This is a genomic window from Amycolatopsis pigmentata, assembly GCF_042684065.1.
Lineage (GTDB): Bacteria > Actinomycetota > Actinomycetes > Mycobacteriales > Pseudonocardiaceae > Amycolatopsis_E > Amycolatopsis_E pigmentata.
Genome location: NZ_JBHUKR010000009.1, coordinates 91,800 through 105,003, shown reverse-complemented (window position 1 = coordinate 105,003; position 13,204 = coordinate 91,800). Strand labels below are relative to the sequence as shown.

Sequence of the window (13,204 nt, the reverse complement as noted above, 5' to 3'; positions counted from 1 at the left end):
GGAATCCGATCATGACGCATGAACCGCTGATCGAAGTGATCCGCGACGGCCGGACCGAGAGCGTGCATTACGGTTCGCTGGTGGTGCTCGGCGCCGACGGAACGGAACGGTTCGCGCTGGGCGACGTCGACACCGCCGGGTATCCGCGGTCCACCGCGAAGATCATGCAGACCACCGGGCTCGTGCGGCTCGGCCTCGACCTGCCGCCGGAGTTGCTCGCGCTGGCGGTGTCCAGCCACTCGGGTGAGGAGTTCCACCTCGAAGGGGTGCGGCGGATCCTCGACGCCGCCGGGCTCACCGAGGCCGACCTGGCGAACGCGGAAAGCCTTCCGCTCGGGGAAAAGCCGCGCGACGAGTGGATCGCCGCCGGACGGCCCGCCCGCAAGCTCGCACACTGCTGTTCCGGCAAGCACGCGGCCATGCTCACCGTCGCCGCCGCACACGGATGGTCCATTGTGGACTACGTCGATCCCGGACACCCGCTCCAACTGGCGCTGGCCGACACGATCGAGAACCTGACCGGCGAGTCCATCGCGCACGTGGCCGTCGACGACTGCGGTGCTCCGCTGTTCGCCGTGTCGCTACGCGGCCTGGCACGTGCCACGGGCCGGATCGCCACCGGCGCGCCGGGATCCCCGGAACACCGGGTGGCGACGGCCGTCCGCGAGCATCCGGAAATGGTCGCCGGTCCGGCACGGGACGTCACCCGGCTGATGCGAGCGGTACCGGGACTGATCGCCAAGGACGGCGCCGAAGCCGTCGGAGTCGCCGCGCTTCCCGACGGGACGGCGATCGCGCTCAAGATCGCCGACGGCTCCGCGCGTGCCCGGCTCCCCGCCCTGGTGGCCGCGCTGGGCCAGTGCGGTGTCGATTTCGGGGAAGCCCTGAATCTGCCTGCCACCTTCAGGTCCACGTTCGCCGCACAAGCGGTATGACTCTTTGCCCATAAGGGCAAATTCGCCGGTTGTGCTCGGTGTCTGGTAGATCGTGCTCGTATCGTGTCGGATCGTCCTGACCGACCCGTCGAGCCCCGAGGCCACAAATGCCGCAGTTGATCCGTCAGTTCGAAACGTTGGCCGAACCCGTGACGTCGAAGTCGGGTGCGTGGGCTCTGCGCTATGACAGCGACGGCCGCGCCACGATCAGCGACCGGAACGGCAAGACCACCTGGACCGCCGGTGCGGTGGGCACCCTTCGCCTTGAAATGGACGGCGTTTTCGTGGTGTACGACGGCGACCGGATCGCGTGGCGCGGCGATGTACCCGAACTCGGCTACACATCCTTCGGCGTCACTGACGACGGGGACGGCGTGATTTACGACAACGGGCTGCCCAAGTACAGCTTGCGGCACGGTCCGATCGAACCGGTTTCGCTGGGCGACCGCGCGCCGGTGACCGAGATCCGCGACAACCGGTTCCTCGAATCCGGCAACGGCAAGCGCACAGTCAACCGCACACCGGACGGCGACGCCCTGGTCCACACGACGAAGTACGGCATAGGCGCACGGGGGATAGTCGTCGTACCACCCGCGGATACCCGGGCACTCGAACAGCCGGACACGTGGCTTACTTGGCGGTTTTTGGATGACGACGGGAATGGCCGGTGGAACCTGGTATTGGTCGGACCTGACGATGAGGTGCTCTGGGCGTTCGGCGAGCGCCGACCCGTAAAGCCGGAGCCGGAGCCGTCACCCGTGGTTGTCGACACCATGGAAGGTGAGGAAGGCGCGTATTCGGACGAGTGGCTTGAAACCGGCTTGGGGGGCATGGAAGGCGGCTATTGCGTCACGGCGATCCAGGACGTCGATCCGGACGAAGCCCTGCGCCGCTTCGGCGCCGAGGACGCTCAGATCTCCACGTCGACCTGGGCGGAACTGCTACGCCGCGCGAGCTACGAGGATGTCGATGTCGGGCACCACGTCGTTGCCGCCTTCGGCTTCGGCCCCCACACGCTGCTCGTCGAAAACGTCGGATGGGAAGGAACCCGCCGTCCGGATCTGTCGCGCGGCACCTTCGCGGTCTCCTCGTACTGCAGCATCAACGCCGACCAGAGATTCCTCGTCAGCCAAGACGGCGAAACGCTGGCGGCGTTCGACGACGGCTACGCGAGCTATGCCGAGGGCGCGAATCCCGACGTGCTGACCGACGCGTTGGCCGAGATGGGCATCGACGATTGCGAAGCGTTCGACGCGGACGATGACAACTTCCTCGAAGACCTCGAACTGTTGTGCCGGCTCGCCGGTGTCCGCCCTACCGTCGCGGACGTCACCGGACCCGCACGCGTCGCGATCCTGCCCCGAGAACTGCCGCTGGGGTTCCCAGCGGCCTGACGGAGACGCGCTCCGCCACGAACGGCGCCGTGCGGCCTTCGGAAGCGGCCGCGAGGGTCACAAAAGTCCGTGAACCACCCACCGAAACGCCGTTAAGGTCAAGGCATGCGAGACGAAGACGTGCGGCGGTTCCGGGCCGATACGCCGGGCTGTGAGGAAGTGATCCACCTCAACAACGCGGGCTCGTCGCTGCCGCCCGCCTCGGTGACCGAGACGGTCATCGAGCATCTGCGGGCCGAGGCCGCGCTCGGCGGGTATGAGGCCGCGGCGGCCGCCGAGGATCGTCTCGACGCCGTCTACCAGTCGTTCGCGCGCTTACTGGGCGCGGCAAAGGACGACATCGCGCTCACCGACAACGCCACCCGCTCCTGGCAGGCCGTTTTCTACGCCTTGCGGCTCGGGCCCGGCGACAAGATCCTCACCTGCCGGTCCGAGTACGCCAGCAACGCCATCGCCTACCTCCAGTCCGGCGCCACGGTCGAGGTCGTCGACGACGACGAAAGCGGGCAGCTCGACGTCGACGATCTCGAACGGCGGATCGACGACCGGGTCAAGCTGATCTCGCTCAATCATGTGCCCACTCAAGGCGGTCTGGTCAACCCCGCCGAAGAGGTGGGCGTGATCGCCGAGCGGGCCGGGATCCCGTACCTCCTCGACGCCTGCCAGTCCGCCGGCCAGCTCGACCTGGACGTGACCCGGCTGCGGTGCGACGCGCTGAGCGGAACGGGGCGCAAGTACCTTCGCGGGCCGCGCGGCACCGGGTTCCTCTACGTGCGTCCGCGCCTGCGGGCCCGGCTCGAACCCGCCATGCTCGACCTGCACTCCGCGGCCTGGACCGCGCCGGATGCCTACGAGGTCGCGGAGTCCGCGCGCCGGTTCGAGGTATGGGAACGCAACGTCGCCGCGATCCTGGGCCTGGGTGCGGCCGTGGACTACGCGCTGGCCATCGGCCTGCCCGCGATCGAGGAACGGGTCACCCGGCTCGCCGCGCGGCTGCGCGAGATGCTCGGCGACATCACCGGGGTGAGCCTGCACGACCAGGGCAAACGGCAGTGCGGAATCGTCACCTTCGGGGTCGCGGGACTCCCCGCGGCGGAGCTGAAGAAATTGCTGGCCCAGTCGAAAATCAACACGTCGGTCTCCCGCGCGGCCTCGGCCCAGTTCGATTTCACCGCACGGAAACTGCCGGAATTACTGCGTGCCTCGGTGCACTACTACAACACCGAGGAAGAACTGCGCTGCTTCGTCGAAGAGGTCGACCGATTCCGCCCGTGATTTCCTGGCGGGGAAACCGGGGCCCTTGGCGGGTGGCGCGCCAAGGGCCCCGGATATCCATGACCAGGTCCCGGCCTCCGGGAACCGATCACGCCCTTCGAGGAAGCCCTCTAGGCGGGCAGGACCCAGAGGTCGCGGTCCTCCCAGCCGATCCGGTAGCAGACGTGCCAGTCCGGCTGGTAACGGCCTTGGGCCACTCCCGCGGCGTACTCCGCCTGGCACGCGTCCCAACTCGGGAAATTGCCGACCTTGACCGCGCCCGCGGGCATATCGGCGGGAATGGTGTCGGCGGAAGCCATTCCCTGACCCAGCAACAGGCCACCTGCCAGCCCCGCCGTGACAACCGCGGAAGCGACGAACTTTCGCACCATATCGACTCCTTTCGGTTACTGCCCGAATTAATCGGTATCAGGCGTGATCGAAGTTATCGCCGCCGCCGGTTCGACGCACCGATTCGCCGGCTTTTCGTAGCGAAGCCGCCAGTGAATAACGAAACGCTGGCAGTTCCGGAAAAACCGCAATCACAGTGCGCCGAGGCTCGTCGCCGCGAGCGGGCGAAGCTGTGGCCTACGACTCCTTGACCGGCGGAGGGCCCGGAGATCACGATGTCTGGGCTGAGATTAGCTCACGCGAGCACCCTGGCAACGAAGTCAGAAGGAGTGCGCCATGTCGACGAAGACAGGGACCATCGCCCGGGCCGAGAACGTCGGGAGCCTGCTGCGTCCCGCCGCGCTGCTGGACGCCATGCGCGACAGGCAGCAAGGCTCCATCACCGCCGACCAGCTGCGCGCACTCCAGGACACCGCCGTGCGCGAGGCCCTGGAACTGCAGGAATCCGTCGGTCTCGACCTCGTGACAGACGGCGAGATGCGCCGGGAATCCTGGGTGCTCTCCGGCTTCATCCTGGACTGCTTCGACCCGGTCGCCGGGCCACGGTCCTACCCGCCCAGCATCGCCCAGACGAAGGACGACGCCGGCACGTTCTCCGTGGTCACTCGACGTCTGGTGCCGCCCACCGGCCGTGACCTCGACGACGGATACACGTTCCTGCGCGAGAACACCGACGCCCGGATCAAGTTCACCCTGCCCGCCCCCAGCTACCACCGGCGATTCTGGTCCGACACCCACTCGACGGGCGCGTACGGCTCCTGCGAAGAGTTCCTCACCGACGTCCGTGACTGGATCGGCGGGGTGGCCAAGCGGCTCGCCGAGTCCGGGTGCGACTACATCCAGCTCGACGCGCCGAACTACGGCTCGCTGTGCGACCCGGCGATCAGGGACTACCACGCCTCGCTCGGACACGACCTCGACGCCCAACTCGCCTTCGACGCGGAACTGGACTCCTCCGTCTTCGACGGACTGACCGGCGTCACCCGGGCCATCCACCTGTGCCGGGGGAACCTCCCGGGCGGGCAATGGTTCTCCAGCGGCGGTTACGCGCCCATCGCCGCGGGCCTGTTCCCGGCTCTGCGCGTCGATGTGATGCTGATGGAATTCGACTCCGACCGGGCCGGTGACTTCGGCCCGCTGGCCCACGTCGCGGACGGCACCACCGTCGTGCTGGGCCTGCTGACCACGAAGAACGACGTGGTGGAGGAGGAAAAGGACATCGTGGCGCGGATCCACGCGGCCACCGAGGTCAAGCCGCTCGACGAACTCGCGCTGAGCACCCAGTGCGGGTTCGCGTCGGTGGCCGGGGGGAACCCGGCCACCTTCGCCGCGCAGCGCGCGAAACTCGAGACCGTGGTGCGCATCGCCCGCCAGGTCTGGGGCTGACCTACCGAACGCCGTAAAGGTGTTCCAGGGCGAGCTGGTCGAGGCGCTCGAACGCCATGCCGCGGGCGGCCGCGGCTTCGGGGTCGAACTCCTCGGCGCGCAACGACTCCAGGGTCTCTCCCTCCGAGAGCGTCGGTTGCGACAGTTCGGGCACGCGAGCGGTCTCGAGTGCCTCGGAAACCTCGGGGTCGCTCCGGAAGGCCCGGACCTTTTCCCGCAGGATCAGGTAGTTCCGCATGCAGCCCTCGGCCGAGGCCCACACGCCGTCGAAGTCCTCGGTGCGGGGCGGCTTGAAGTCGAAGTGCCGGGGGCCGTCGTAACCACCGTTCTCGATGGTGTCGACGGTCCAGAAGGCACCCCGCGCGTTGCCCGCGCCGAACCGGAGGTCCTGGTCGAAGCGCGGTCCGTGCTGGCCGTTGAGGTCGATGTGGAACAGCTTGCCGTGCCACAACGCCTGCGCGATCCCGTGCGCGTAGTTCAGCCCGGCCATCTCCTCGTGCCCGACCTCGGGGTTGAGGCCGACCAGTTCGGAGCGCTCCAGCTCGTTGATGAACGCCAGCGCGTGCCCGACGGTCGGCAGCAGGATGTCGCCGCGGGGCTCGTTGGGCTTCGGCTCGATCGCGATCCGCAGGTCGTAGCCGGAGTCCACAATGTACTGGGTCATCAGGTCGACGGCTTCCTTGTACCGCTCCAGTGCGGCCCTGATGTCCTTGGCGGCACCGGATTCCGCGCCCTCGCGCCCGCCCCAGCAGACGAACGTCCGCGCGCCGAGTTCGGCCGCGAGGTCGAGGTTGTCCAGCACCTTCCGCAGGGCGAAGCGGCGCACGTCCCGGTCGTTGTTGGTGAACCCGCCATCGCGGAAGACCGGGTGGGAGAACAGGTTCGTGGTGATCATCGGTACGACCAGGCCGGTCGCCGAAAGCGCCTCGCGAAGCGGCTTGAGCGCGGCCTCCTTCTCCGCGGCCGTCGCGCCGAACGCGAAAACGTCGTTGTCGTGGAAGGTGATCCCGTACGCGCCGAGTTCGGCCAGCTTGTGCACCGCCTCCGCCGGTTCGAGTGGCGGGCGGACCGCGCCGCCGAACACGTCCACGCCCTGCCATCCCACGGTCCACAGCCCGAACGAGAACCTGTCCTCGGGCATAGGCCTGAATTCCGGCATCGAATTGCCTCCTCGCGTCACTTGCCGAAGCCCGCCGTCAGCCCGCTCACGAGCTGACGCCGGCCGAGAATGTAAAGCGCCAGAACAGGCAGTGTCGAGAGCACGACGGCCGCCAGTACCGCCGGGATGTCGACACGGAACTCGCCCTGGTACGCCCAGAGTGACATGGGCAGCACCCGCTCGTCGGAACTCTGGGTGAGGATCAGCGGGAAGAGGAACCCGTTCCACACGTTCAGGCCGTCGTACACCGCCACCGTCACCAACGCGGGCCGGGTCAGCGGCAGCACCAGGGACAGCAGCATCCGCCAGTCGCCCGCGCCGTCCACCCGCATCGACTCGAACAGCTCGTTCGGCACGTCACGCAGGAAGTTCGCGAGGATCACCACGGACAGCGGGATGGCGAAGGCCACCGACGGCAGGATGATCGCCAGCAGCGTGTCGTACAGATGCGCCTGGGTGATCAGGTAGTAGACCGGGATGATGCACGCCTGCAGCGGGATCGCCAACCCGAGGAGAAAGACGCGGTAGGTCACCGCGGCGAACCGCGTTCCGCCCCGGACCACGAAGTAGGCCGCCATCAGCGAAACCGCGAGGGTGATCGCGACCGCCCCGACGGTGACCACCACGCTGTTGGTCAGGTACTGCAGGAAGTCGTTCTCCAGCACCTTCCCGTAGGCGTCCAGCGTCGGGTGCGTCGGCGGCTGCAACGGGTTCGTGTCGTAGAACCCGTTCTGGTCCCGCAGGCTGGTGACGACCACGTAGTAGACCGGCACGATCGTGATGATCAGCCAGAGGAATCCGCCGATACCGCCCGGGACGTTGACCCGCGTGCGGCGGGTCTTCGTCCTCGGGAGCCGGGTCTGTGCGGCCAAAGCCATCAGGAACCCTCCAGTTGGCTACCCCGCGAGAAGCTCGCCAGGCGGGCCAGGCCGAGGGACAGCGCCAGTCCGGCGACGACCAGCAGCACGGCCAGCGTGCTCGCGCGCCCCATGTCGTTGTTGGAAAAACCGTTGAGGTACATGTCCAGCGGGAGGAACCGGGTCGCGTTGCCCGGTCCGCCGCCGGTGAGCACGAAGACCAGGTCGAAATAGGTCAGCGAACCCACCAGCATCAGCGTGGACGACGTGATGATCGTGTACCGCAACTGCGGCAGGGTGATGCTGAAGAACTGACGCACCCGCCCCGCGCCGTCGATCTCCGCGGCTTCGTAGAGCTGCCGCGGGATCTGCCGCACCCCGGCCTGGTAGAGCAGGGTGTGGAAGGGCACGAACTGCCAGGCGATCACGAAGATCACCACGTACAGCGTCAGTGACGGGTTACCGAGCCAGTCCTGCGCAAGCGCTTTCATACCGAAGGCGCGGCTCATCCCGAAGTTCGGGTCGAGCAGTGCCTTGAACGCGATCGCGATCGCGGCGGCGGACATCAGCATCGGCAGGAAGTAAAGGACCCCGAGAACGGCCCGGTATTTTCCCTTGCTCGCGATCAGCACCCCGAGCAACATCGAGATCGGCGTCTGGATCAGCCAGGTCAACACCATGACCTGCACGCTGAGCTTGATCGCGTGATAGGTCGCCGGATCGGCCAGCGCGGCCGCCCAGTTCGCCAGCCCGGCCCACGAAGGCGTGGCCACGCCGTCCCACTTCATCAGGCTCAGGACCGCCACACCGATCAGCGGCACCAGCGCGAAGACGGCGAAGAACGCCAGCGCCGGTACCACCATCAGAGGGCTGGGCCCACCGCGACCCCGGGTCGACGGAGTCGTGGTGGGCCTCTCCTGCACAGCCGTGGCCCTGTTCTCGCGCAGGGCCACGGCCGGACGCGCCGCGCTCATTTGCCGATCGTGGCATTCATGTTCGCGGCGAACTGTTCGGGCGTGATCTGCTTACCGAACAGCTGGTCGAGATTGGTCAGCAAGGCGTCCGCCTGACCGGGCGAGAGCGCCTGGTCCCAGGACATCTGGAAGTTGGGCGCGTTGGCCGCCATATTGTAGGTGTAGGTCAAGAAGTCCGGGTCCTTGGCCTTGGCGAGCTTGTCCTGGATGCCGTTCACCGGCGGCACCGCGCCCAGGGACACCAGACTGTCCACATTGGCATCGTTCATCACGTTGTCGGACAGGTACTTCACCGCGGCCTTCTTCTGGTCGTCGGTCGCCTTGGCCGAGACCGACCAGAAGTTCGCCGGGTTGCCCGCGATGTCGGCCGGGTCACCCTTGCCCCCGGGGACGGTCGGGAAGGCGGTCCAGCCGAGCTTGCTCTGCGCGAACTGCGGGTTGGCCTGCTTGATCGTCGGGAACGCCCAGGAACCCATCAGGTACATGGCGGCCCTGTTGGTGTAGAGCAGGGCGGTGTCGGCGTTGCTGTCGGTGGTGATCGACTTGAACCCGTTGACGAAGCCCTTCGCGTCGACCAGCTGCTGGATCATCTGACCGGCGCGGATGAAGGCCGGGTCCGACCAGGCGTTCGGCTTGTTCGCGGTGACCGCGTTGAACACCTCCGGACCGCCGATCCGGTCGACCAGGTACTCCATGTACATCAGGTACGACCACTTGCTCTGGCCGCCGAGGGTCAACGGCGCGATGTTCGCGGCGTTGAACTTCGGGATCAGCGCGATCAGGTCGTCCCAGGTCTTCGGCGGCTGCACGTTGAGCTGGTTGAACAGGTCCTTGTTGTAGAACAACATCACGGGCTGGACGCTGTTGTTCGGCAGCGCGTAGGTCTTGCCGTCGATCTGGCCGGCCTTCATCACCGAAGGCAGGTAGCGGCTGGTCATCTTCGGGTTGGCCTGCACGTCGGCGCTGAGGTCGTAGATCTTCCCGCCGTCGACCCACGACTTGAGCATCCCGCCGTTGCCCCAGCTGAAGATCAGGGTCGGCGCCTGGTCCGCACCTACGGCCGAACGGATCTTCTGCTTGTAGGCGTCGTTGCCGAAGAACTGTCCGTCGATATTGCCGGAGGAGAACGAGGCCCGGAACGCCGGCTCATACGCGCCGGTGAGGACCCAGGCGTTCACCCCGCCGGATTTGCTGCCCGGCCCGGCCGACCCACAGCCGGTGGTGAACGCGAGCAGCGCGGCCAGTCCGGCCGCCGCGGCCGCGTACCGCCGCTTACCCAGTTTCATCATTGCGCCTTCCCCGTCGAAGGTTCGAAAACTTTCGGAAAACACGTGGTGGTGCAGGGAACCTAGAACGTGACCACTCCTCCGTCAAGGGGCTTACCGACCTGAGATAGTCCAGTTATAGTGAGCCGAAATTTTCCGATAGGAGTCGTCCATGCCAACTGGCAAGCGACCGACGCTCGCCATGGTGGCCAACGCCGCCGGGGTGTCGCTGCCGACTGCCTCCAAGGTTCTCAACGGCCGCGGCGACGTGTCCGCGACGACGCGTGCTCGCGTCGAGGAGGTCCTCCGCGAGTTCGGGTACGTCCCGCAGGCGGGCCGGAGGATGCTCCCGCCCGCCCGCGTCGTCGACCTGGTCTTCGACGAGCTGATCAGCACGTATGCGCTGGAGTTGCTGCGCGGTGTCACCGAAGCCGGCGCGGCGGCCGGAGTCGACGTCGTGGTGAGCCGGCTTTCCGACGCCCAGCGCGGGGGCCCGCTGACCACGGAAAACGGCTGGGCACAACGGCTCAAGAGCAGCGGCCGCGAGGGCCTCATCGTGGTCACCTCGGAGCTGACCCTGGCCCAGGTCGAAAGTTTCACGCGGGCGGGACTGTCGCTGGTGGTGATCGACCCGCTGAACCCACCGCGCGTCGAGGTCACCAGCGTCGGCGCGACCAACTGGCTCGGTGGCATGGCCGCGACCGAGCATCTGCTCTCCCTCGGGCATCGCAGGATCGGGTTCGCGGGCGGCCCGGTGCAGGCGTCGTGCAGCCAGGCCCGGCTCGGCGGCTACCGCGCCGCGCTGGACAACGCGGGCCTGCGTTCGGATCCCGCGCTCGTGCTCCATGGGCCGTTTGACTACGCGGGCGGGCTCGAGATGGGAACCTTGTTGCTGGATCTGGAAAATCCGCCCACTGCGGTGTTCGCCGCGAGCGACGCCACGGCGCTCGGCGTGATGGAGGCGACCCGGCGCCGCGGCCTGCGCGTGCCGGAGGACCTCAGCATCGTCGGTTTCGACGACACGATCATGGCTTCGGTGTCGACGCCGTCGCTGACCACGATCCGTCAGCCGCTGCAGGACATGGGTCGTGTCGCGCTGCGCACGCTGCTCCGGCTCATCGCGGGCGACACGCTGGACTCCCACCACGTCGAACTCGCCACGAACCTGGTGGTGCGGAACTCCACCGCACAGGCCAAGGAGGAATGACACCACAGCGCGCAAGCTCGCGAACGAGAGGAAACCGATGAACTGGCGGGACACCGCGCTTACGCCCGGGCAACGGGCCGAGGCACTGCTTGCCGAAATGACCCTGGAGGAGAAGATCGCGCAGCTGGGCAGCGCCTGGCCCGGTCATGACCAGGGCGGCGGAGACGTCGCCCCGATGCAGGACGTGTTCGCCCGTGGCAACGTGCCGTTCGAGCAGGCGCGCGCGAACGGGATCGGGCACATCACCCGGGTCTTCGGCACCGCCCCGGTGACCGCGTCCGAAGGGGCCGCCCGTGTGGTCGCGCTGCAAACCGAAGTCGTGGAGGAGACCCGGCTCGGCGTCCCGGCCATCGTGCACGAGGAATGCCTGACCGGTTTCACCACGCTCGGCGCCACGGTCTACCCGACCTCGCTCGCGTGGGCGGCGACCTTCGACCCCGGGCTGGTCGAGCGGATGTCGGGCGCGATCGGCGAAGACATGCGCGCTTGCGGTGTGCACCAGGGACTTTCGCCGGTTCTCGACGTGGTCCGCGACTACCGGTGGGGCCGCGTCGAGGAGACCATGGGCGAGGATCCCTATCTGGTGGGGATGACGGCCTCGGGCTACGTCCGTGGGCTGCAGAACGCGGGAATCATCGCGACCCTCAAGCATTTCGCCGGTTACTCGGCCTCCCGCGCGGCGCGCAACCACGCTCCGGTGTCGATCGGCTGGCGGGAACTGCGTGACGTGATCCTGCTGCCGTTCGAAATGGCGGTGCGTGAGGGCGGCGCCCGCTCGGTGATGGCCGCCTATGTGGACCTGGACGGGCTGCCCGCCTCGGCGCACGAGCCGCTGCTCACCGAGATTCTGCGCGACGAGTGGGGTTTCGAGGGCGTGGTCGTTTCCGACTACTGGTCCATCGCGTTCCTCAAGACCATGCACGGCATCGCCGACAGCACGGGCCAGGCGGGTGCACGCGCCCTGTCGGCCGGTCTCGATGTCGAACTGCCCGACACCCTGTGCTACGGCAAGGAGCTCATCGAGCTGGTCCGTTCGGGCGAGGTCGCCGAGTCGCTTGTGGACCGTGCCGCGCTGCGCCTGCTGACGCAGAAGGCGGAACTCGGACTGCTCGACCCCGGCTGGACGGCGGAAGTGTCCGAAGTGGACCTCGATTCGGCACGAAACCGCGCCATCGCGCGAGAGATGGCCGAGAAGTCGGTGGTCCTGCTGGCCAACGACGGCGTGCTTCCGTTGGACGCACGGAAGATCGCCGTGGTCGGCCCGTGCGCGGACGACCCGCTGGCGTTCCTCGGCTGCTACTCCTACCCCAACCACGTCCTGCCGCACCATCCCGGTCTCGGTATGGGACTGGAAGTGCCGTCGCTGCTGGAATCGCTGCGGGCCGAACTGCCGGACGCCGAGATCACCTCGCACGCCGGATGCCCGATCCGTGACGAAGACCGTTCCGGTTTCGCCGACGCGGTCGCCGCGGCCCGCGACGCCGACGTGTGCGTCGCCGTTGTCGGGGACCGCGCGGGCATGTTCGGGCAGGGCACCTCCGGCGAAGGCTGCGATGCGGCCGACCTGAGCCTGCCCGGCGTGCAGGACGAGTTGCTGACCGAGTTGCTGGCCACCTCGACCCCGGTCGTGATCGTCGTGGTTTCGGGACGCCCCTACGCGCTCGGTGCGCACGCCGGCCAGGCGGCCGCGCTCGTGCAGGCGTTCATGCCCGGCGAGGAGGGCGGGCCGGCGCTGGCCGGGATCCTGTCCGGCCGCGTGGTGCCGAGCGGGAAGCTCCCCGTGCAGATTCCACGGCTGGCGGGCGGCTCGCCCCACACCTATCTGCACCCGCCGCTCGGCGGCAACAGCGAGGGCATCAGCAACCTGGACCCCACCCCGCTGTTCCCCTTCGGGCATGGGATCTCCTACACGCGGTACGAGTATTCGAACCTCGAACTGAGTGCGGCCGAGATCCCCACCGACGGCGAACTGTCCGTTTCGGTCGAGGTCGCCAACGTCGGCGAGCGCGCCGGCGAAGAGGTCGTTCAGCTCTACCTGCGCGACCCGTGGGCCCAGGTCGCCCGTCCGGTACGCCAGCTCACCGGGTTCGCGCGGGTCGGACTGGCCGCGGGCGAGCGGGCGAAGGTGACCTTCACGCTGCACGCGGACCGCACCGGCTACACCGGCGCCGACCTGCGGCGCATCGTCGAGCCGGGCACGATCGAGGTGTTCGCCGGACCGTCCGCGGGCGACACGCCCTGCTCGGCGTCCTTCGAGCTGACCGGTCCCGCACGCACGCCGGCGCACGACCGGGTCCTCACCACACCGGTCACGGTCACGCCTCTGACGAAGTGAGAGATCACCGCCCTGCCGCCACTTTCG

Annotated in this window: 11 protein-coding genes; 6 read left to right on the top strand and 5 right to left on the bottom strand. The window is 67.9% G+C overall.

The genetic code is table 11. The features are described 5' to 3' along the window. Window positions 1-11: 11 nt before the first annotated feature. The 3 genes from ACFSXZ_RS19940 (at window position 12) to ACFSXZ_RS19930 (ending at window position 3,604) form a co-directional block, all read left to right on the top strand. Complete coding sequence (locus tag ACFSXZ_RS19940) at window positions 12-935, top strand: asparaginase (RefSeq protein ID WP_378266614.1); 924 nt, start codon at window positions 12-14, stop codon at window positions 933-935. 107 nt (window positions 936-1,042) lie between these two features. After that, window positions 1,043-2,329 carry a DUF6461 domain-containing protein gene (locus ACFSXZ_RS19935; RefSeq protein ID WP_378266613.1) on the top strand — a complete coding sequence of 429 codons (1,287 nt, stop codon included), beginning with the start codon at window positions 1,043-1,045 and terminating at the stop codon, window positions 2,327-2,329. Between the two features lie 105 nt (window positions 2,330-2,434). Further along, entirely contained in the window at window positions 2,435-3,604 is a 1,170-nt protein-coding gene (locus ACFSXZ_RS19930) for an aminotransferase class V-fold PLP-dependent enzyme (protein WP_378266612.1), read from the top strand. 110 nt (window positions 3,605-3,714) lie between these two features. Here the strand turns inward: ACFSXZ_RS19930 and ACFSXZ_RS19925 are convergent, their stop codons facing one another. After that, window positions 3,715-3,975, bottom strand: coding sequence for a hypothetical protein (locus tag ACFSXZ_RS19925; protein WP_378266611.1), 261 nt, complete (start codon window positions 3,973-3,975; stop codon window positions 3,715-3,717). Between the two features lie 295 nt (window positions 3,976-4,270). On the opposite strand from ACFSXZ_RS19925, the gene ACFSXZ_RS19920 reads away from it, so the two are divergent. Beyond that, a complete protein-coding gene (locus ACFSXZ_RS19920) occupies window positions 4,271-5,380 on the top strand; it encodes a cobalamin-independent methionine synthase II family protein (RefSeq protein ID WP_378266610.1) in 1,110 nt (369 codons plus the stop codon). A 1-nt stretch (window position 5,381) separates the two neighbouring features. On the opposite strand, the gene xylA is transcribed toward ACFSXZ_RS19920, so the two are convergent. The 4 genes from xylA to ACFSXZ_RS19900 are packed head-to-tail and all read right to left on the bottom strand — an operon-like array spanning window position 5,382 to window position 9,656. After that, window positions 5,382-6,539, bottom strand: coding sequence for a xylose isomerase (gene xylA, locus ACFSXZ_RS19915; protein WP_378266609.1), 1,158 nt, complete (start codon window positions 6,537-6,539; stop codon window positions 5,382-5,384). Window positions 6,540-6,556: 17 nt separating this feature from the next. Beyond that, window positions 6,557-7,417: a carbohydrate ABC transporter permease gene (locus ACFSXZ_RS19910; RefSeq protein ID WP_378266608.1), complete on the bottom strand. Its 861-nt coding sequence runs from the start codon at window positions 7,415-7,417 to the stop codon at window positions 6,557-6,559. After that, window positions 7,417-8,370: a carbohydrate ABC transporter permease gene (locus ACFSXZ_RS19905; protein ID WP_378266607.1), complete on the bottom strand. Its 954-nt coding sequence runs from the start codon at window positions 8,368-8,370 to the stop codon at window positions 7,417-7,419. Before ACFSXZ_RS19905 ends, ACFSXZ_RS19910 begins: the two co-directional genes overlap by 1 nt. After that, complete coding sequence (locus ACFSXZ_RS19900; protein WP_378266981.1) at window positions 8,367-9,656, bottom strand: extracellular solute-binding protein; 1,290 nt, start codon at window positions 9,654-9,656, stop codon at window positions 8,367-8,369. Before ACFSXZ_RS19900 ends, ACFSXZ_RS19905 begins: the two co-directional genes overlap by 4 nt. A 151-nt stretch (window positions 9,657-9,807) precedes the next feature. On the opposite strand from ACFSXZ_RS19900, the gene ACFSXZ_RS19895 reads away from it, so the two are divergent. Both ACFSXZ_RS19895 and ACFSXZ_RS19890 read left to right on the top strand, forming a co-directional pair. After that, a complete protein-coding gene (locus tag ACFSXZ_RS19895) occupies window positions 9,808-10,842 on the top strand; it encodes a LacI family DNA-binding transcriptional regulator (protein WP_378266606.1) in 1,035 nt (344 codons plus the stop codon). A 37-nt stretch (window positions 10,843-10,879) separates the two neighbouring features. Next, a complete protein-coding gene (locus ACFSXZ_RS19890) occupies window positions 10,880-13,177 on the top strand; it encodes a beta-xylosidase/alpha-l-arabinosidase (protein WP_378266605.1) in 2,298 nt (765 codons plus the stop codon). The last annotated feature ends 27 nt before the right edge of the window (window positions 13,178-13,204 follow it).